Source organism: Kitasatospora sp. NPDC002965 (assembly GCF_040611255.1).
GTDB lineage: Bacteria > Actinomycetota > Actinomycetes > Streptomycetales > Streptomycetaceae > Kitasatospora.
Genome location: NZ_JBEXNT010000108.1, coordinates 1 through 19,365, shown reverse-complemented (window position 1 = coordinate 19,365; position 19,365 = coordinate 1). Strand labels below are relative to the sequence as shown.

Here is a 19,365-nt window from a genome sequence, read left to right as displayed (position 1 = left end):
CGAAACCGCCCCACCAGGGAGAACCCATGAACGCCCCGATCGCGAACGCGGCCCTGCGCGCCGACATCCGGCGCCTGGGTGACCTCCTGGGCGAGACACTGGTCCGCCAGGAGGGCGCCCACCTGCTCGGTCTGGTCGAACAGGTCCGCCTGCTCAGCCGCACCGACGGTGAGGCCACCGCCGAACTCCTCGCCGGCGTCGACCTGGAGACCGCCGTCGAGCTGGTCCGTGCCTTCTCCACCTACTTCCACCTCGCCAACGTCACCGAACAGGTCCACCGGGGGCGCGAGTTGAGAGCGGCCCGGGAGCGCAGGGAGTCCCCGCTCGGCCGCGTCGTCCGGGAGGCGGCGGAACGCTCGCCGGAACTCCTCGCCGACGCCGTCGCCCGCCTCAACGTCCGCCCCGTCTTCACCGCCCACCCCACCGAGGCCGCGCGCCGCAGCGTCCTGCACAAGCTCCGCCGGATCGCCGCCCTGCTCGACACCGCCGGCACCCCGTCCCACGAGGCCGACCGCCGCCGCCTCGACACCCGGCTCGCGGAGCACATCGACCTCGTCTGGCAGACCGACGAACTGCGCGTCGCCCGCCCCGAACCCGCCGACGAGGCCCGCAACGCGGTCTACTACCTCGACGAACTCCACGCCGGCGCCGTCGGCGACCTCCTGGAGGACCTCGCCGCCGACCTCGACCAGGCCGGTGTCCGCCTGCCCGACGACACCCGCCCGCTCACCTTCGGCACCTGGATCGGCGGCGACCGGGACGGCAACCCCAACGTCACCCCCGACGTCACCTGGGAGGTCCTCCTCCTCCAGCACGAGCACGGCATCGACGCCGCCCTCCGGACCGTCGACGAACTGCGCGGCCTGCTCTCCCACTCCGTCCGGCACACCGGCGTCACCGAGGAACTCCTCGCCTCGCTCCGCACCGACCTGGCCGACCTCCCCGAACTCAGCCCCCGCTACCGGCGCCTCAACGCCGAGGAGCCCTACCGCCTCAAGGCCACCTGCGTCCGCCAGAAGCTGGAGAACACCAAGCGGCGCCTCGCCGAGGGCACCCCGCACACCGAGGGCCGCGACTACCTCGGCACCGCGGGCCTCCTCGCCGACCTCCGCCTCGTCCAGGACTCGCTGCGCGAACACCGCGGCGGCCTGCTCGCCGACGGACGGCTCGCCCGCACCGTCCGCACCCTCGCCGCGTTCGGCCTCCAGCTCGCCACCATGGACGTCCGCGAGCACGCCGACGCCCACCACCACGCCGTCGGCCTCCTCGTCGACCGCCTCGACGAGGAGTCGTGGCGCTACGCGGACATGCCCCGCGACTACCGGCAGCGCCTGCTCGCCAAGGAGCTGACCTCCCGCCGGCTGCTGGGCCCGGCTCCCCTCGACCCGGCCGCCGCCCGCACCCTGGACGTCTTCCACACCGTCCGGCGTGCCCTGGACACCTTCGGCCCCGAGGTCGTCGAGTCCTACGTCGTCTCGATGTGCCGCGGCGCCGACGACGTCCTCGCGGCCACCGTGCTCGCCCGCGAGGCCGGCCTGATCGACCTTCACGCCGGGACCGCCCGGATCGGCCTGGTACCGCTGCTGGAGACCACCGACGAGCTGCGGGCCGCCGGTCACATCCTGGAGGACCTGCTCGCCGACCCCTCCTACCGCCGGCTGGTCACCCTGCGCGGCGACGTCCAGGAGGTCATGCTCGGCTACTCCGACTCCTCCAAGTTCGGCGGCATCACCACCTCCCAGTGGGAGATCCACCGCGCCCAACGGCGGCTGCGCGACGTCGCGCACCGGTACGGCGTCCGGCTGCGCCTCTTCCACGGCCGAGGCGGCACCGTCGGCCGCGGCGGCGGCCCCTCGCACGACGCGATCCTCGCCCAGCCGTGGGGCACCCTGGAGGGCGAGATCAAGGTCACCGAGCAGGGCGAGGTGATCTCCGACAAGTACCTGCTGCCCTCGCTGGCCCGCGAGAACCTCGAACTCGCCGTCGCCGCAAGCCTCCAGGCCACCGCCCTGCACACCGCGCCCCGGCAGTCCGCCGAACAGCTGGCCCGCTGGGACGCCGCCATGGAGGTCGTCTCCGCCGCCGCCCACACCGCCTACCGCCGGTTCGTCGACCACCCCGACCTGCCCGCCTACTTCTTCGCGGCCACCCCGGTCGACCAGCTCGCCGAACTCCACCTGGGCTCCCGTCCGTCCCGCCGCCCCGACTCGGGCGCCGGTCTGGACGGCCTGCGCGCCATCCCGTGGGTGTTCGGCTGGACCCAGTCCCGCCAGATTGTCCCCGGCTGGTACGGCGTCGGCGCCGGCCTCGCCGCCGCCCGCGAGGCCGGTCTCGGCGACGTGCTCGACGAGATGTACGGCCAGTGGCACTTCTTCCGCAACTTCCTGTCCAACGTGGAGATGACGCTCGCCAAGACCGACCTGCGGATCGCCCGCCACTACGTCGACACGCTCGTCCCGGCCGAGCTGCACCACGTCTTCGACACCATCCGCACGGAGCACGACCGCACCGTCACCGAAGTGCTCCGGGTCACCGGCGCGTGCGAACTCCTCGACCAGCAGCCCGGGCTCAAGCAGACCCTGGCCCTGCGGGACGCCTACCTCGACCCGATCTCCTACCTCCAGGTCGCCCTGCTCCGACGCCGCCGCGCCGCGGTCGCCGCCTCCACCGGGGCGGACCCGCTCCTCGCCCGCGCCCTGCTCCTCACCGTCAACGGCATCGCCGCCGGACTTCGCAACACCGGCTGACCCCACGGGAGTTCCCCACCATGACCGCCAACACCCCACACCCCGGGGGGCCTTCCCGCCGGACCCTGCTGCGGACCGCCCTCGGCACCACGGCGGTCGCCGCGGCCACCGCCACGGCCCTGTCCGCAGGTGCGCCCCGTGCCGAGGCCGCCCGCCCGCGTCCGCGTCCGTCACGGCTCGGCGCGCTCAACGAGCAGTCCGCGGTCCGCTCGTTCACCCTCGGCGACACCCGGATCGCCTACGTCGTCGACGGCGCCATGGAGCTGGACCCGGCCGGCTTCCTCCCCGCCGTCCCGCCCACGTACTGGCGGGACCACCCCGAGGCCCTGACCCCGGGCACCGGACGGATCGCGGCCTCGGCGGGCGGCGTCCTCGTCGAACGGGGCCGGCGGCGCCTGCTGATCGACGCCGGCCTCGGCGCCAACGTCCTGTCGCCGGCCCTCGGCCGCTCCCGCGGCGGCGCCCTGCTGGACACCCTGCGCGCCCTGCGGGTGGCGCCCGAGTCCGTCGACACGGTGGCCTTCACCCACCTGCACACCGACCACACCGGTCTCGGCTTCCGCCCCGGCGGCCGGGACCACGCGCTGCGCAAGGCCTTCCCGAACGCCGACTACCGGGTGGCCGGCGCCGAGTGGGGGCCGTTCTGGCGCGGCGAGATCACGGTCGGCGCCCCCTCCTGGGACACCTTCATGGTGCCGATGTCGCGCGTCCTGCGGCCGTTCGACGACGGCGCCGAGATCTGGCCCGGCGTCACCGCGCTGATCACCCCCGGCCACAGCCCCGGCCACACCTCGTACGTCGTCACCGCCTCGGCCGGCCGGCGTCTGGTGGTCTTCGGCGACGCCTTCCACACCCCGGCCCAGATCAGCCACCCCGAGTGGCCCTCCGGCCCCGACACCGACACCGCCGCCGTGCTACGCGCCCGTCGGACCCTGCTCGACCGGCTCCGTGCCCCGGGCAGCTACGGCTTCGCCTTCCACTTCGGCGACCAGCCCTTCGGCCGGGTCCTGCCCGACCGCACCGGCACGCTCCGCTGGCACCCCGTTCCGACCCGCCCCCTCCTTCCCGCCCCCCTGCGGCTCCCCTGAACCGCCGGCCGGCCGCGGTGACGCGGTGATCCCGGACCACCGCGTCACCGTGCGGCGGACCGGCCGTGTCCGACGAAGCGAAGGTGCGAAGCGAAAGTGCTGGTCACAGCCACCGACGAGCGGCCGTGACCAGCACTTTCGCAGCGAACTACTCCAGCGGGAGTTCTTCGTCGGGCCCCGCTCACCAGGTCACGGGCAGTGACCGCATCCCGTAGATGAACGACTCGGTACGGAACTCCCGCTCGCCGGCCGGCCGCAGCCCCGGCAGCCGGCGGAACAGCGTCTCCAGGGCGATCTGGAGTTCGGCGCGGGCCAGCGGCTGGCCCAGGCACTGGTGCACGCCGAAGCCGAACGCCAGCTGCCGCCGGGCGTCCCGGTAGAGGTCCAGCTCGTCCGTCGCCCGATGGCCGGCGCCGCCGAACACCGCCTCGTCCCGGTTGGCGGTGGAGAGCATCGCCATCACGCCCTCCCCGGCCCGGACGGTGACGCCGCCCAGCTCCACGTCCTCCAGAGCGACCCGGGGCAGGCCGGTGTGCACGATGGTCAGCAGCCGCAACAGCTCCTCCACCGCGCCCGGCAGGGTGGCCGGGTCGGCCAGGCCGGGGATCTGCTCGGGGTGCTCCAGCAGCAGCGCGGTCGACAGCGAGATCATGTTCGCGGTCGTCTCGTGCCCCGCGACCAGCAGCAGCACGCCCATGGCGGCCACGTCCTCCGGGGTCAGGTCGTCCCGCGCCGCGAGCCGGCTGAGGACGTCGTCCTCCGGCTGTGCCCGCTTGCGGGCGGTCAGGTCGCGCAGGTAGCCCAGGACCCCCTCCTGGGCCTCCCGGAGCTGCTCCACGGTGCTCTCCCGGTTGAGCATCGTGCGGCTCAGGCTCTGGAAGCGGTCGTGGTCCTCGTACGGCACGCCGAGCAGCAGGCAGATCACCAGCGAGGGCACCGGCAGCGCGAAGTCGGTGACCAGGTCGGCCGTGGTCCGACCCGCGGTCATCCGGTCCAGTGCCTCGTCCACGATCCGCTGGATCTCCGGGCGCAGCGCCTCCACCCGCTTCACCAGGAATTCCCCGGTGACCATGCGGCGCTGGCGGGCGTGCTCGGGGTCGTCGAGCCGCAGGAAGTCCGGATTGTCGGTGATCAGCTCCTCGCGGGCGCCGGCGACCAGCAGCGGGAAGGCCGGGTGGCGTATGTCGGCACTGAACCGGCGGTCGGACAGCACGGTGCGGACCTCGGCGAAGCCGGTGACCATCCAGCAGAGGTCGCCGTCGGGCAGCTTGGCCCTGGTCACCGGCCCGGTGGCGGCGGCCTCGGAGTACGGGGGCGGCGGGTCGAACGGGCAGCCGCCGGAGTGCCGGGCCGGCAGCGGGAGGACGGGGGTGGTGGGTGTGGTGGTCAAGGCGGGGGTCTCCTCACGTCGCGGGTGTTCTCGTGGGGTTCGGGGCCCGGGAAGGTTCCCGGCGGCCTGCGGGGCCGGCGGCGGGGGTCCGTCAGGCCCCGGTCCGCGCGGGCTCGTCCCCGGTGAGGGTGATCGCCCGGCCCGGGCAGAGCTCGGAGGCGAGTCTGACGTCGTCGAACTGCTCGGGCAGCACGACGGTCTGACGGAGCATCACGAGACTGTCCCGGTCGTCCTGGTCGAAGACCGCGGGGGCGTTGATCACGCACATGCCGGAGCTGCAGCAACGGTCCCGGTCGACGCTCACCTGCATGTCAGGCACCTTTCGCCAGGGCGGCGCCGACTGTCCGGCAGCCGCCTCTCGTTGTCACGGTCAACCTGGCCATCGCCGGTCCGTTCACGGAGGGGTGCGGTGGCCGGATCGGGAAGATTTCCTCTGTCCACGTCCAGGGTCCTGGACGTCATGTCCGCAGATGTCATTGTTCCGGGTGCCTCGATTTCCTCGCATGTCGAGTCGACGGGCGCGAAGCGCGTCCGGGGGACTTCGGATTCAGCGGTGGTTTTCCAAGGTGCCTTCCGTACAGGCAGGGGAGCCGTACGGACAGGCCGCAGCCGGGGTTCGCGGGTCCGGCCGCGTTGCCGGCGCGGGGCACGGCATCGGCGACCCGGACGGCAGGCGGTCGAGCGGTTCAACCGCCGGGGTGGGGCGGAATCGGGTGCGTTCGATGGTTTCTCTCACGCGTTTCGGTCGTCGGGCCCCCGATTGCGGATGGTCGCAACTCCCGTGCTCATGACGGTCTGCGGGTGGTCTGGTGTGCTGCGGTGTGACCTTACCACCAGATGTTCCGAGTCAAATCGACTGCCAGAGAGGGTTTCTGAGTCCGATTCGGGTGCAACTCGCAGTAGCCTTGCCCGAATAGGTAGTCCGACCTCTGTGACACGTCGCAGGTGGGAGGTGTACGCAGGGGAGGGCTTGCACCTGTGGGCAGCCGTCGGTCCGTTCGGGTGGTGCACCTGCGGGCAGCGGGCCTGCCCGCAGGTGCAGCGAATGAGGCACCGTCAATCGGTTTTCCCGGGAGCGGTCGCTAATGTGCTGTCTCTCCCAAGCCCGCGGTTGTTCCACGGGTTTGTCCGATCTCGTCGGCGTGGCGCCGGATTCGCTATCGCTGTCGACGACGGGAATATCCGCTGGGATACTTCTGGCCGGCGTCACCGGGACGGTGGGCCACGAGGTGGCTCGGCTGCCGGCGTCGACCCGACCTTCGAGCAGGTGACCGGCCTGCGACCGCGGCCGTTTGGTACCTGGGCGGCCGACCGCGCCCCGCCCCTCGGTTGACGAGCCGTCACGGTGTCCTGGGCGAGGCTGCGCGAAACAGGCGGGGCGCGCCGGCTTTCGGCGGGCCGGGGCAGCGGCGGTGAGCCGCGAGGTGTGCCGCGAACGGTGGGGTGCCGGGGCCGCCTCCGAGGAGGTCTACGGGCCCGGTACCCGGCCTGGAGACCGGTGGGGCGGGGGCGGCTCGGGCGCGGGCGTCCAGCAGTTCAACTCGGGAAAGGTGGCCTTCGCCGGCACCGACGCGGCTCTCAGCCCCGCCGAGGTCGACGCGTCCAAGCAGGTCTGCGCCGGCGGCCGGGGCATCGACCTGCCGATGGTCGGCGGCCTGATCTCCATCGTCTTCAATGTCGCCGGTGTCGACAGGCTCGTGCTCGACGGCCCCACCGCGGCCAGGATCTTCGACTCGCAGATCACCACCTGGAACGATCCGGCCGTCGTCGCGCTCAATCCGGGCACCAGCCTGCCGGACGCGCCGATCCAGGCGCTCCACCGCGGGGACGACTCCGGCACCACCGCCAATCTGACCGCGTACCTCGCCGCGGCGTCGAACGGCGTCTGGGGCTACCCGGCCGGAAAGGCCTGGGTGGCCAGGGGCGGGCAGTCCGCGAACGGTTCGGCCGGGGTCTCGGCGCAGGTCAAGCAGGTCGACAACTCGATCGGCTACGTCGAACTGTCCTTCGCCGAGACCAACAACCTGAAGAGCGCCGCCATCAGTACCGGCGCCGCCGAGCCGGTCGAGGCGAACGCCGCGAACGCCGCCACCACCCTGGCCAAGGCTCAGATCACCGGCACCGACGGCGACCTCGCCCTGAACCTGGACTACGCGATCAAGGACGAGAACGCGTACCCGCTGGTCCTGGTCACCTACGAGGTGGTCTGCGACAAGGGGAACAAAGCCTCGACCCTGCCCGCCCTGAAGTCCTTCCTCACCTACACGAGCAGCGACGCCGGCCAGCAGGCCATCGCCCCGATCGGCTACGTCCCCCTGCCGGAGGCGCTGACGTCCAAGGTCCGGACCGCGGTCTCCGGTCTCGCCTGAGTCCGGCGGAGCGAGCGACGGCGGCGCGGCAGCGGGGCGCGCGGGGCCCGTGGGCCGGATGCCCGCGGGCCCCGCGCGCGGGGCGACCGCGGCTCGTCGGTTCACGCGGAGCGGACCGTCTCCCGGTAGTGGCGGGGGGACAGGCCGGTGGTGCGCTTGAAGGCATTGCTGAAGGCGCTCTCGGAGCCGTACCCGAGGGCGGAGGCGATGACCGACAGGGGGGTGTCCGCGCGTCGAAGGGTGTGCTCGGCCCGGTGCATCCGCCAGCGGCGGAGATAGGCCAGCGGGGGGACACCCGCCACGTCCTTGAAGCGCTTGGCGAAGCTGGTGCGGGACATCGCGGCTGCCCGGGCCAGTTCGGCGAGTGTCCAGGGCCGGGCCGGGTCGCCGTGCATCAGCCGCAGGGCGGGTGCGATCCGTTCGTCCGCCAGGGCGCGCAGCCAGCCCGTCGGGCAGGAACCGGCGTCCGTACCGGCGAGGAAGGCGCGCAGGACCTGGACGAGGACCAGCGGCGCGAGGTGGCCGGCGGCGAAGGAGGCGCCGGGGCGGTCGGCGGCCAGCTCGCGCAGCGTCTGGTCCATGAGCCAGCAGGCGGTGGGGGCTTCGGCCGTCGCGGCGCTGACGTGCATCACGGGCGGGAGCGCGCCGAGCAGCAGGTCCTTCGCGGTGCTGTCGAGTTCCATGTGGCCGCCGATGGTGACGGCGTCCCGGCCGTCGTCCCCGGTGTGGAGGAAGGGCTCGGCGCAGGCCCTGAGGAGGGGCAGTGCGTCAACCGCCGGTACTGCCGGATCACTCGCGAGGGTGTACGGGCGGTCGCCGGCGAGGACGGCCATCGCACCCGCTTCGAGGCGTACGGGTCGCTCGACACCCTCCACCACCAACCAGATGGTTCCCTGCAGCACGGCCTGGACCTTGAGTCGGCCCGGCGCGGGAAAGGCCAGCGCCCAGGCGCCCGCGGCCGTGAGGCCGCGCGACAGGACGCAGCGGACGCCGGTGAGTTCGAGGGCTTCGGCGAGGGGGTCCCCCCAGACCGAACGGCCGGGGGCGGGCGCGGACAGCGGTGCATCCATGAGCGGACTCTCGCGCAAGTCGCGCGGACGGGCAAGCATTCACACGTCGTCGCCGGATCGTCACCATGAGTGGTGGGACGTGTGCGTACTCCGTGCCGCGCGACCCGGGCCCGGCCGCCGACCGGTGGCCGGCCGACGAGTTCCAGGAGGTAGTTCCCATGGGCGGATTCCAGGACCGCGACAAGTTCCACCCGGACGAGGTCGTCCTCTCGGCGGCCGAGAAGAGCGTCATCGCCGAACTCCTGAAGGGCGGCGGCCAGAGCGAGCCGGGCGAGTCCACGGACGAGGGCTGACACGGTTCGAAGCCAACAGGCCCGAGGGTGCCGGTCCGTGACGGTCCTACGCCGGCCGTCGCGGACCGCGCCCCCGCCCAGCAGACGGGACGGTCGTGACCACCACCACGCACACCGCTCCTCCCCGGTCCGGGGAGCGCAGCCTCACTCCGCAGCAGGCGTTCGCGAGGGCCGCCGCCGCGATCGCCGACCTGGGGCTGGAGGCCGATCTGGCGCCGGTCCTCGACGGCAGCCCCGGGACGTGGCGCTGCGTCCTGCGGCGCGGCGGCGTACCGCTGCGCACCGGACTGGGGCTGGGCAAGGGCAGCCGGGCGGAGGCCCGGACGGGAGCGCTGTTCGAGGCGCTGGAGCACCAGCTCAGCGGGGTGGACGGACTCGACGGCGCGCGGATCCGGTTGGCCTCCGCCCATGACGTCGCGGGCGGTCCGCTCGGGCGGGACATCGCCGCCGCGCTGCTCGCCCAGGCACCCGACGGTCTGTTGGGGTGTCTGCCCTACCGCTCGCCCGACGACGGTCCGGACGTCGACGTCCCGCTCTTCCTCTCCATGCCCGAGTACCTGCGCCCGGCGGGGGAGGGCCTGCGCCGGCAGGCCGGCGACACCTACGACTACCGGTCGGTGGGCCGCTACTCGGTCAACAACGGCTGGGCCGCCGGGGTCGATCCGGTCGAGGCCGCGGTGCACGCGATCAACGAACTGATCGAGCGGGACGCGCTGTCCATGCTGCTGATCGGCTGCTTCCTGCGCACACCCGCACGCCGTCCGGCCGTGGTCGACCCGGCGACGCTGCCCCCGGGCCTCGTCCCGCTCCTCGGCTTCGCCACCGCCCGCACCGGCCGGCCGGTGCACCTGATCGACATGACCACCGACCTGGACGTGCCGGCGTACGCGGCCTACCAGAGCGCGCCCCCGGGGCAGCCCGCGCGGGTCTGCGGCTGGGGGGCGTCGCTGTCCCGCGAGTACGCGATCTCCCGGGCGGTGAGCGAACTCGTCCAGCTGCACAGCACCATGGGCCTGCGCGAGCAGTACGCGCACCTGCTGCCCGAGCAGCGCGACGACACCGGACCCTACCCGGCGCTGCACGCCTGCTACCTGTCGGACTTCACCGCCGCCCTGGCCTCGGCCGAGGTCCGGCCCTTCGAGGCGACCACGGCGCCCGACACCCCGGGCGGGCACCTCGACCGCCTCCTGGGCCGCCTGAAGGACCACGGCTTCCCCGTCTACCGGCGCGACCACCACGTGACGCCGGACCTCGCGGTGGTCAACGTGCTGGTGCCCGGTCTGGAGCGGTTCATGCTGGTCACCGACGGCCAGGTCGTGGTGCCCGGGGAGCGCGGACTCGCGGCGGTCCGCGGTGGATGAGCCGGTGCGGTGGCGGCCGCTCGCCCACCGCGACGCGCCCCGGGTGGCGGGGCTGCTCGCGGTCTGCGAACGGACGGACCGCACCGGTGACCTGCGCGACGAACAGGACGTCCTCGACGGCTGGGCGGCTTCGGGCATCGACCTGGCCGCCGGTACGACCTCCGCCTGGGCCGGACCGGAGCCGGTGGCGTACGCCGTCACCCGGGCGCGCGAACACGCGGACCCCGTCCACGAGATGACCCTCGACGTCGTGGTGCATCCCGCCCACCGGACCCCGGGCGTCATCGCGCACCTGCTCGACGGATGCCGCCGCACCGCGGCCCGCCGGCACCGGGAGAGGTTCGGCGGCACACCGCTGGAGCTCCACGCCCGGACGCACGGCCACCAGCGGTGGCTCGCCGAGGCGCTCGACGCCGCGGGCTACCGGCGGGTGCGAGGCTACCGGGGCATGCGGATCGACCTGGCAGAGCACGCGCCGTCCGCGCCGTCCGCCGGGGTGGACGGCGCGCCGGTGCTGCCGCCCGGGACCGTGCTGGTGCCGTTCGAGGAACGCCACGACGCGCTGCTGCTGGCGGCCCGCAACGAGATCTTCGCCCGCAATCCGGGCAGCGTCCCGATGACGCCCGCGACGTGGCGTCATTCGGTGACCGGGAGTCCCTACTTCCGCCCCGATTCCTCCCTCCTCCTGCTCTCCGCCGACGGCCGGGAGATCCTCTGCTACCTGCTGGCCACCGAACTCGCCGACGCGGGGCGGGAACGCGAGTTGTACCTCGCCAACGCCGGCACCCGCACCGACCTGCACGGACGCGGCCTGTACCGGACGGTGTTCACCCACGCGCTGGCCCGCGCGAAGGACCGCGGCTACCGGTGGGCCGTCATGGACGTCGACTCCACCAACGCCATGGCGACCGGCGGCTTCTACGAACGCCTCGGCGCGCGGACCTTCCGCACCTGGACCGGACACGCTCTGGACCTCACCGACGGCACCGGTCGCAGGGGCGCCGCCGTTCGCCCCCACGCCGCTCCGCCGCCCTGACCGGGCCGTCGGCCGGGTCGGCACCGGGAGCGCCGACGGGACAGGGGTGATCCCGAGCCTCGTGGCCGCCCGGCCGGCGAGCAGGTGCGCGACGGGCGGTGTGCGGTGCGGCACGAGGCCGGGCCGGTCGTGCCCGGCCTCGTGCGGGAGCGTCAGTTGTGCGGGAGGACGAAGTTGTAGCCCTGGGCGCTGTGGGCGCCGCCGGAGGGGCAGACGCCGTCGGTGGGATAGCCCCAGAAGTACATGGAGAAGCATTTCTGGCAGAATCGCCAGTTTCGCTGGGCGGTGGGCGTTTCCGGTACGTCGTGCGGGAGGACGAAGTTGTAGCCCTGGGCGCTGTGGGCGCCGCCGGAGGGGCAGACGCCGTCGGTGGGATAGCCCCAGAAGAACATGGAGAAGCATTTCTGGCAGAATCGCCAGTTTCGCTGGGCGGTGGGCGTTTCCGGTACGTCGTACGGCAGGACGAAGTTGAAGCCCTGGGCGCTGTGGGCGCCGCCGGAGGGGCAGACACCGTCGGTGGGATAGCCCCAGAAGAACATGACGAAACACTTCTGACAGAAACGCCAGTTGTTCTGCGTGCTCCGGATTTTCGCCGGTCCGGGGGCCGGGGCGGCGCTCGCCCGGCCCGTGCCCACGGTTCCGGCGAGGCCCACTGCGGTGGCGCCGAGCGCGCCGAGCAGGAAGGTCCGCCGCCCGTCCCGATGCTTCGAGGGGATCCCGGATTCGTTCAGCTGGTCCACTGTTCGTCCTCCGTTCACGATACTGCGAGGTGTGTACCGCGCCGCCGGGGCGCAGCCCCGGAAATAGTCCCGTCGGGAGTTCCGGCCGTCAAGGGAGAATTCTCGGGTGGTGACCGGCGGCGGCCGTTCCGGAACGGAATTCCGGCCGTCCGGACGGGGCGGGAGTGACAGGCGGGGAGAAACGATTCACCGTTGACGTCGAACGGTTCGCCGGCCGTGTTTTCGCCGGGAAAAGCATGCGGTCCGGAAGGAGATATTCCCGTCGAATTCTGCCGTATGCCGGACGTCGCGCGCCCGGCTCGCACGCCTCGCGCCGTGCGCCGCGCGGAGCAGTGCCGACCCGTACCCACCTGCGCCGTACCTGCCCCGCGCCGGCCTGCACCGGCCCGAGCCGGCTCGCTCGGGCCGGTGCGGGCCGGGCCGGTGCGGGCCTGGCCGGGTCAGACGGTGGCCGCCCACCCGTCGCGCAGCTGCGCGAACGCCTCGTGGAAGCCCGGGAAGGTCTTCCGTACGCAGCCGGGGTCGTCGAAGGTGATGCCGGGCGTGCGCAGGCCGGTGACGGAGAAGGACATCACCATCCGGTGGTCGCCGTGGCTGGCGAGCTCGGTGGCGCGGGGCGTGCCCGGCCGGATCTCGATCCAGTCGTGGCCGGTGGCGACGTCGATGCCGAGCCGGCGGAGGTTCCCGGCGCACGCCTCCAGCCGGTCGCACTCCTTGATCCGGGTGTTGGCGACGTTCTCGATCCGGACCGGTCCGGCGGCGAACGGCGCGATGGCGGCCAGGGTCGGCATGGTGTCGGAGATGTCCCGCATGTCGACGGTCAGCCCGCCGAGCCGGCCGTCCGCCGGGCCCTCGACGGTGACCCGCTCGGCGCTGACGTCGACCCGCGCGCCCATCCGGGCCAGCACGTCGACGAACCGCAGGTCGCCCTGGAGCGCGTCGCGGCCCAGCCCGGGCACGGTGAGCCGGTGGCCGGTGAGGGCGGCTGCCGCGAAGAAGTAGCTGGAGGTGGAGGCGTCCGGCTCGATCGGGTAGGTGGTCGCCCGGTAGCCGCCGGGCGCGACCTCGAAGACGTTCCCGGTACGGGTCACGGTGGCGCCGAAGGTCCGCATCATGGCGATCGTGATCTCGACGTACGGCGCCGAGACGAGGTCGGTGACGGTGATCCGCAGCCCCTGCTCGGTGAGCGGCCCGAGCAGCAGCAGCGCGGTCAGGTACTGCGAGGAGAGGCCCGCGTCCAGGGTGATGTCGCCGCCCCGGACCCCGGCGGCGGTGATCCGCAGCGGGTGGTGGCCCTCGGCCCCCTCGTGCACGAGCGCCACCCCGAGGGTGCGCAGGGCCTCGGTGAGCGGGCCGAGCGGACGGCGGCGCATCTGGGCGGAGGCGTCGAACCGGAAGTCGCCGTGCCCGGCGGCGGCGAGGACCGGCAGGAAGCGGGCGGTGGTCGCCCCGTCGCGGCAGTAGACCTCGGCGTCGTTGGCGGGGCCCTGCGGGCGGCCCTCGATCAGCCATCGGTCGGTCTCGCGGGTGAGTCCGTAGCCGAGGGCGCGCAAGCCCTCCGCGAAGCCGTCGGTGTCGTCGGAGACCAGCGGGCGGAGCAGCGTGGTGCTGCCGTCGGCGGCGGCCGCGAGGAAGAGCGCTCTCGCGGTCACCGACTTGGAACCGGGGATCTCGACGACGGTCATGGGGCCTCCTGGGCGCGGGCGGTCCGACGGGTGTCCCGGCCATCCTGCCCGAGGGCGCGCGGCGGCCGGGCGGACCGTCCGGGTGGTGGACGGACCGGTGGACGAGTCGGTGGGCGGACCGGTGGAGGGGACGGCCGGCGTTCCGCGCAGGTCGGGGCCCGGCCGGGCTGTGGCACGATGCCAGGGATCGGCCCGAACGGCCGCTGCCCGCCCGGGTCACCGCCCGGGCCACCGTGAGACGAGGAACCTCGTGCCCGAGACCACCCGAGAGGCCGCCGAGACCGCGGCCGACCGCCTCACCTTCCGCCCCGCGACCACGGCGGACGTCGCCGCTCTCGTCGAGCTGGTCGAGTCCGCCTACCGGGGCGACTCCAGCCGGGCCGGCTGGACCACCGAGGCCGACCTGCTGGAGGGCCAGCGCACCGACGCGGAGGGTGTCACCGCGGCCGTCACCCACCCCGACGGCGTGGTGCTGCTCGCCGAGCGGGACGGCGAACTGCTCGCCTGCTGCCAGTTGGAGCGCCGGGGCGAGCACGCCTACTTCGGCATGTTCTCGGTGCGTCCCGGCCGCCAGGGCGGCGGCGTCGGACGGGCCGTGCTCGGGGAGGCCGAGCGGTTCGCGGCAGGGGAGTGGGGGGCCGCCGAGCTGGAGATGACGGTGATCGAGCAGCGGGCCGACCTGATCGCCTGGTACGAGCGCCGGGGATTCCACCGCACGGGCGTCTACTCCCCCTTCCCGTACGGCGACGAGCGGTTCGGGATCCCGCTCCGCTCCGACCTGCGCTTCGAGAAGCTGGTCAAGGCGCTTACCGTCCGGTAATGATGACATTTCGTCAGGACGTGCACGAATCTGACATGCCGTCAAAGTCCTGACCTGCGGTGATGCTGGGATGTCATACCTCGTTAACGATTGGTCTAGGCCATTGTGAGAGGCTGGCGACGCACGGTCACGTTCCGTCCCAGCCCAGGGGGGCCATTTCCGCATGCCCGTACTCCATGGCAACGCCATGTCCGCAACCGACACGGATCCGCGCCGTGCCCGCCGAATATCCGGCGACCGGCCCGGCGACGGACCGTCTCGGCTGCCAGATCCGCCCGACGACCAGGAGCTCTACTGGTACTTCGGACCGCAGCGCCGATGGGTCCTGCTCTGCGCGACCCTCTCCTACGCCGGTGCCACCGCCACGCTGGGCCTCTTCGCGCTCAGCCGGCCGCTGCTCTGGCCGTTCCTCGCACTCACCGTGCTCAACGCCGCGACCTGGCTGCTCTCCATCGCCGACGGCCAGCGTTCCCGCCGCTTCACCCGTGACTCGCACGACCTGCTGGTCCGGGCCTGGAGCCCCGCGCACCACCCCGGCGTCGACCTGCTGCTGCCCACCGCCGGCGAACCGCTCGCCGTCCTGGACAACGCCTACCGGCACACCGCAGCCGTCCGCTGGCCCGGCGCACTCACCGTCCTGGTCCTCGACGACGCGAACCGGCCCGAGGTGCGCGAACTCGCCGAGTCCTACGGCTTCGAGTACCGCGCCCGCCCGGACCGGGGCCGCTTCAAGAAGGCCGGCAACCTCAACCACGGCCTGGCCGAGGGGACCGGCGACATCATCGCCGTCCTCGACGCCGACTTCTGCCCGCGCCCGGACTTCCTGCAGCACCTCGTGCCGTACCTCGACGACCCGAACGTCGGCATCGTGCAGAGCCCGCAGTGCTTCGACACCGATCCCGGGATGTCCTGGCTGGAGCGCGCGGCCGGAGCCACCCAGGAGATCTTCTACCGCTGGATCCAGCCCTCCCGGGACGCCCAGGACGGCACCGTCTGCTGCGGTACCAACGCGCTCTACCGGCGCGCCTCCCTCGAACGCGTCGGCGGCTTCGCCGAGATCGACCACAGCGAGGACCTCTACACCGGCCTCTCGCTCGCCCGCGCCGGCTGGACCACCCGGTACGTGCCCGCCCTGCTCGCCAAGGGCATGTCGCCCACCGGCCTGCCCGCGTTCATCAGCCAGCAGTACCGCTGGTGCCTCGGCTCGCTCGCGCTGGTCGGAGACCCCGACTTCCGGCGCGGCCCGCTGCCCCGCTCGGCCCGGCTCTGCTTCTGGAACGGCATCCTCGGCTACCTCACCAGCGCGGTGAACGTCTTCGCCGTCCCGCTGCCGGCGCTGATCATGCTGTTCTTCCGGCCCGACGAGATCGCCCCCTGGCAGGTCCTGCCCTTCCTGCCGCCGATCTGGGTCTCGCTCGTGCTGCTGCCCGCGATGTCCCGCACCCGCTGGCGCTTCGAGGTCACCCGGGTCCAACTCCTGGGCGGGCTCTGCCACGTGGTCGCCATCGCACACGCGCTGCGACGCCGCAGCGCCGAGTGGGTGCCCACCGGCGCCGTCTCGGGCGGCACCTCGCTGGCCCGGGCCGTCGCCCGGATCGGCGTCGGCTGGCTCGGCTTCGTCATCGTGGCCGGCGCGGCCGGGCTCGCCCGGGCCGTCTCCCTGTACGGCTGGCAGCCGTACTGGGCGCTCGCCGGCCTGCTCGCACTGACCACGTACACCATGGTTCCGCTGATCAGGGCCCTCTGGCCGCTGCTCCGGGGTGGCAACGACGCCACCGTCGCGGACCTCGCACGCCCCGCGGACGACCCGACCCCGGGCTCCGCCGCCGAACTGCGCTTCGGCCGGGCCGAGTCGGTCGCCGTCACCGCCGTGCTGCTGCTCTGCGGCCTGCTGGCGTCCGGCTGGGCCGACCCGCTCATCTTCTGACCTGCCGTCAGAGAACATCGCTCGAAACGACTTCCCCCTCTTCCTTGCGCGTCGCCCCACCGGCGCGGACTCGCCGCCTGGCCGCCCCATCGGCCCGGCGGCCCCGACCACCGCTGCCAGCCCTGCAAGGAGCACCGCCGTGCCCACGGCCGTACCACCGGGCGCCGAGCCGTCTCGCGCCGCCCTTCCGGATGACGCAACGTCACCGTCCGCCGTCAGCAACGAACTTGTCCCCGTCGTTCTCGTACCCGGGCCGTCCGCCGACACCTCCGGCACCGCGGTCATCGCGTCCGCGGGGTCCGTGGCCACCGGGTCGGCCGTCGAACCGGCCCACCGCGCCGGACCCGCGACCACCGGACCGGCCGACCGGCCCCGGACGCGGGCGGCCTTCCGCCCCGACATCGAAGGACTGCGCGGCGTCGCCGTGCTCTCCGTCCTCGCCTTCCACGCGACCGTGCCCGCCTTCACCGGCGGCTACGTCGGTGTCGACATCTTCTTCGTCATCTCCGGCTTCCTGATCACCGGCCTGCTGCTCGCCCGCCCGATCGGCCTGTGGGACTTCGCGTCCCGCCGGGCCCGCCGCATCCTGCCCGCGGCGGCCGTCGTCCTGGTCGCCACCGCCCTCGCCGGGGGCGCGCTGCTCGACCCGCTGCGCGGCACCGACCTGGCCCGTGACCTGATCGCCTCCGCCGGACAGTTCGCCAACTGGCGGTTCGTCGGCCAGCAGACCGACTACCTCGCGGCCGAGCGCGACCCGAGCCCGCTCCAGCACTTCTGGTCGCTCGGGGTGGAGAACCAGTTCTACCTGCTCTGGGGCGTCCTGCTGCTCGGCCTCGCCCGCTACCTGGTCGGCCGCCGCCGTACCGCCGCGATCTCCGTCGCCACCCTCGCCGTCGGCGGCGTCTCCCTGCTGCTCTGCATCCGGTGGACGGCCGGCTCCGCGCCGCTCGGCTACTTCTCCACCGCGAGCCGTCTCTGGGAGTTCGCCGCCGGCGCGTGCGCCGCGCTGGCCGCGCCGGCGCTCACCGCCCGCCTCGGGCGCGGCGGACCCGGCACGCGCCTCGGGGGCTGGGTGCTGCGCGTCCTCGGCTGGGCCGGCGCCGCGGCCGTCGTGATCGCGGTCTTCCGGTACGACCGCAACACGCCGTTCCCCGGCAGCGCCGCCCTGCTGCCCGTCCTCGGCACCGCCGCCGTCCTGCTGGCCGGCCCGGCCCACCGTGCGCTCGGCCCCACCGACGCCGGCCGGCTGCTCGCCACCCGGCCGCTGCGTGCCGCCGGCCGCCTCTCCTACGCCTGGTACCTCTGGCACTGGCCGGTCCTGATCATCGCCCAGGCCCGCTACGGCGCCCTCCCGTGGACCACCCTGGTCCTGCTCACGGCGGCGAGCGCCCTGCCGGCCTGGCTCACGATGCGCCTGGTCGAACAGCCGCTGCGGTACGGCAGCAGCCCGGCCCCGCGCCGCGGGCTCGCGGTCGGCGCCAGCGCCCTGATCATCCCGCTGATCGCCGGGCTCACCCTGGGCGGTGGGACCGTCCGGGCACTCGGCGACCCGAACGCGCCCGCCGTCGCACCGGCCGGTGCCGTGGACGGCCCGGGCCTGCTGGCCCCCGGGACCAGGGTCCTCGCCCTCACCCCCTCGCTGGCCCGCGCCCGGGAGGACTTCCCGCCGGGCAAGGGCTGCGAGATCCCGCTCGCCGCGGAGAACAGCCCGCGCTGCCTGTTCGGCACCGAGTCCAGCCCGGACCGGATCGTCCTGATCGGCGACTCGCACGCCGGACAGTGGATCTCCGCGGCCCTCGCCATGGCCGACCAGCGGCACTGGGCACTGGAGGTGCTGGTCAAGCCGGGCTGCCCGCTGGCCACGCTGACCGTGCGGAACAACGTCCTCGGCCGCACCTTCGAGGAGTGCGACCGCTGGCGCGAGAACACCCTCACCCGGCTGGCCGTCGGCCCCAAGCCGCGCCTCGTCCTGATGGCCGGCCTCAACCGGTACGGCGGCCAGGACGAGCGCACCGAGGGCTGGACCCGCACCCTCGACCGGCTGTCGGCCCTCGGCACACCGCTCGCCTACCTGGGTGACACGCCGATGCCGGGCAAGGACATCCCCACCTGCCTGGCCGCCTCCGACGGCCGTTCGGACGCCTGCTTCTTCCCGCGCGAGTCGGCCTTCGAGCGCGACCCGCTGATCGACGGCGGTCTGGCCGGGCGGTACGGCGTCAGTGTCCTCGACCTCGGTCCGCTGCTCTGCCCGGGCACCGGCCTCGACTGCCCGTCCGTGCTGGAGGGAGTGATCCTCTACCGCGACACCGGCCACATCACCGACACGCTGGCCCGCGTCCTCGCCCCGCGCCTGGACCAGGCGCTGCTGGCCGGCCGGAGTTGAACAGGCGCGGCTGACCGGCCGCCGCTGACCGCCTGCCGCTGACCGCCCCCGGCTGATCGGCCGCCGCTGACCGGCCCCGTACGGACCGGCCCCGTACGGACCGGCGGAGAACCGATCGGTGCGGGGCCGCCGGGCAGCGACGGGCGGCGGCCGAGCCGTTCCGCGGTGCAGGGCCTGCGCCCCGACGGCGCAGGCCCTGGCACGTGCCCCGACACGGGGGCCCTGAACGGGACCTTGCGCGGGACCTTGCACACGGCTCCGACACAGGCCCCGCGCGGCCGGCCCCGGGAGAGCCGTCGGTCCCGCCGCGCCCGCCTCAGCCGTAGATGCTGTGGCAGAGCCGGGCCTGCTCCGAACCGGCCGGCCAGCGGCCGAACCGCTCGGCCTGGTCGCAGATCGACCCCGGCGCGGCGGCCGGCGCCGCACCCGCCGGAGGAGCGCCCGCGTCGGGGCCGG

The 19,365-nt window shown here is 73.7% G+C and carries 14 protein-coding genes; 9 read left to right on the top strand and 5 right to left on the bottom strand.

All coding sequences use genetic code 11. The features are described 5' to 3' along the window. Positions 1-26 precede the first annotated feature (26 nt). Together ppc and ABZY91_RS31290 are read left to right on the top strand one after the other, a co-directional pair. Positions 27-2,747, top strand: a complete 2,721-nt coding sequence (gene ppc / locus ABZY91_RS31295; RefSeq protein ID WP_355406238.1) for a phosphoenolpyruvate carboxylase — start codon at positions 27-29, stop codon at positions 2,745-2,747. A gap of 20 nt (positions 2,748-2,767) precedes the next feature. After that, positions 2,768-3,835, top strand: coding sequence for an MBL fold metallo-hydrolase (locus ABZY91_RS31290; protein WP_355406236.1), 1,068 nt, complete (start codon positions 2,768-2,770; stop codon positions 3,833-3,835). A gap of 181 nt (positions 3,836-4,016) precedes the next feature. On the opposite strand, the gene ABZY91_RS31285 is transcribed toward ABZY91_RS31290, so the two are convergent. Next, positions 4,017-5,225, bottom strand: coding sequence for a cytochrome P450 (locus ABZY91_RS31285; protein ID WP_355406234.1), 1,209 nt, complete (start codon positions 5,223-5,225; stop codon positions 4,017-4,019). Positions 5,226-5,316: 91 nt separating this feature from the next. Then, entirely contained in the window at positions 5,317-5,535 is a 219-nt protein-coding gene (locus ABZY91_RS31280) for a ferredoxin (RefSeq protein WP_355406232.1), read from the bottom strand. Positions 5,536-6,637: 1,102 nt separating this feature from the next. On the opposite strand from ABZY91_RS31280, the gene pstS reads away from it, so the two are divergent. Beyond that, complete coding sequence (gene pstS, locus ABZY91_RS31275; protein WP_355406230.1) at positions 6,638-7,594, top strand: phosphate ABC transporter substrate-binding protein PstS; 957 nt, start codon at positions 6,638-6,640, stop codon at positions 7,592-7,594. 101 nt (positions 7,595-7,695) lie between these two features. Here the strand turns inward: pstS and ABZY91_RS31270 are convergent, their stop codons facing one another. After that, positions 7,696-8,664, bottom strand: a complete 969-nt coding sequence (locus ABZY91_RS31270) for an AraC family transcriptional regulator (RefSeq protein ID WP_355406228.1) — start codon at positions 8,662-8,664, stop codon at positions 7,696-7,698. Positions 8,665-8,822: 158 nt separating this feature from the next. On the opposite strand from ABZY91_RS31270, the gene ABZY91_RS31265 reads away from it, so the two are divergent. From ABZY91_RS31265 to ABZY91_RS31255, 3 genes are all read left to right on the top strand, one after another. After that, entirely contained in the window at positions 8,823-8,957 is a 135-nt protein-coding gene (locus tag ABZY91_RS31265) for a hypothetical protein (RefSeq protein WP_355406226.1), read from the top strand. Positions 8,958-9,052: 95 nt separating this feature from the next. Continuing rightward, entirely contained in the window at positions 9,053-10,318 is a 1,266-nt protein-coding gene (locus ABZY91_RS31260; protein ID WP_355406224.1) for a YcaO-like family protein, read from the top strand. Positions 10,319-10,322: 4 nt separating this feature from the next. Beyond that, positions 10,323-11,354 (top strand): hypothetical protein, encoded by a 1,032-nt coding sequence (locus tag ABZY91_RS31255; RefSeq protein WP_355406222.1) that lies wholly within the window; start codon positions 10,323-10,325, stop codon positions 11,352-11,354. Positions 11,355-11,506: 152 nt separating this feature from the next. On the opposite strand, the gene ABZY91_RS31250 is transcribed toward ABZY91_RS31255, so the two are convergent. Continuing rightward, positions 11,507-12,094 carry a hypothetical protein gene (locus ABZY91_RS31250; RefSeq protein ID WP_355406220.1) on the bottom strand — a complete coding sequence of 196 codons (588 nt, stop codon included), beginning with the start codon at positions 12,092-12,094 and terminating at the stop codon, positions 11,507-11,509. A 440-nt stretch (positions 12,095-12,534) separates the two neighbouring features. After that, on the bottom strand, positions 12,535-13,779 hold the full coding sequence (aroA, locus tag ABZY91_RS31245; protein WP_329948022.1) for a 3-phosphoshikimate 1-carboxyvinyltransferase: 1,245 nt from the start codon (positions 13,777-13,779) through the stop codon (positions 12,535-12,537). A gap of 250 nt (positions 13,780-14,029) precedes the next feature. Here aroA and ABZY91_RS31240 point away from each other — a divergent pair, with 250 nt between their 5' ends. The 3 genes from ABZY91_RS31240 to ABZY91_RS31230 all read left to right on the top strand — a co-directional run bounded on the left by ABZY91_RS31240 (position 14,030) and on the right by ABZY91_RS31230 (position 18,909). Then, positions 14,030-14,599, top strand: coding sequence for a GNAT family N-acetyltransferase (locus ABZY91_RS31240; RefSeq protein ID WP_355406218.1), 570 nt, complete (start codon positions 14,030-14,032; stop codon positions 14,597-14,599). A gap of 187 nt (positions 14,600-14,786) precedes the next feature. Next, the gene (locus ABZY91_RS31235; protein WP_355406216.1) at positions 14,787-16,526 is read left to right on the top strand and encodes a cellulose synthase catalytic subunit; all 1,740 of its coding nucleotides are present in this window, start codon (positions 14,787-14,789) and stop codon (positions 16,524-16,526) included. Positions 16,527-16,827: 301 nt separating this feature from the next. Then, on the top strand, positions 16,828-18,909 hold the full coding sequence (locus tag ABZY91_RS31230) for an acyltransferase family protein (protein WP_355406214.1): 2,082 nt from the start codon (positions 16,828-16,830) through the stop codon (positions 18,907-18,909). The last annotated feature ends 456 nt before the right edge of the window (positions 18,910-19,365 follow it).

Excerpts from the sequence above, each read along its gene's own strand:
- ABZY91_RS31290 (WP_355406236.1), top strand. The coding sequence starts at position 2,768 with ATGACCGCCAACACCCCACACCCCGGGGGGCCTTCCCGCCGGACCCTG.
- ABZY91_RS31270 (WP_355406228.1), bottom strand. The coding sequence starts at position 8,664 with ATGGATGCACCGCTGTCCGCGCCCGCCCCCGGCCGTTCGGTCTGGGGG.
- ABZY91_RS31280 (WP_355406232.1), bottom strand. The coding sequence starts at position 5,535 with ATGCAGGTGAGCGTCGACCGGGACCGTTGCTGCAGCTCCGGCATGTGC.
- aroA (WP_329948022.1), bottom strand. The coding sequence starts at position 13,779 with ATGACCGTCGTCGAGATCCCCGGTTCCAAGTCGGTGACCGCGAGAGCG.
- ABZY91_RS31265 (WP_355406226.1), top strand. The coding sequence starts at position 8,823 with ATGGGCGGATTCCAGGACCGCGACAAGTTCCACCCGGACGAGGTCGTC.
- ABZY91_RS31235 (WP_355406216.1), top strand. The coding sequence starts at position 14,787 with ATGTCCGCAACCGACACGGATCCGCGCCGTGCCCGCCGAATATCCGGC.
- ppc (WP_355406238.1), top strand. The coding sequence starts at position 27 with ATGAACGCCCCGATCGCGAACGCGGCCCTGCGCGCCGACATCCGGCGC.